Here is a 463-nt window from a genome sequence, read left to right on the forward strand (position 1 = left end):
TTTTTATCGTACTCTTCACTTAATAACAGCTGAAGCTCAAAGTCATTCATTTTTTGTGAAAGCTGCGTGATTTCTTCTTCTAACTCAGCCTGCAGCTCTGCATCGCTTTCCTCTTTTACAAGCTCATATGTTAAATCAAGATTTTCAAAGCTCTCATTCAGTTCTGATAAGTGGTTGACCTGATCCTTTAGGGCATTGGCTTCATTTATGACCGTCTGCGCCTTTTGCTGGTCGTTCCAAAAATCTGGATCGGTCATGATGTTCTCCAATTCGGCAATCCGGGCTTCCTTCTCTTCTAAGTCAAAGAGACCCCCTAAAGTCCGCTAAACGTTTAGCTGTTTTTTCGAGCTCATTCCTGATGTCTGCTAATTCCATATTCTTCACCTCATAGTATTTTAAAAAAATCGTCTTTATTGTAAGTTATTTACTGTAACCAAAAAAGTTCGTGGTCTTCCTTTTAGAT

At 38.9% G+C, this 463-nt stretch carries 1 pseudogene; it reads right to left on the bottom strand.

What is annotated here, in order from left to right:
• Nucleotides 1–375 (bottom strand): annotated as a pseudogene (locus tag AC2JF9_RS08990) (PCRF domain-containing protein); the annotation flags it as partial.
• Between the last annotated feature and the right edge of the window lie 88 nt (nucleotides 376–463).

The organism is Lactobacillus sp. C449L (genome assembly GCF_059900815.1).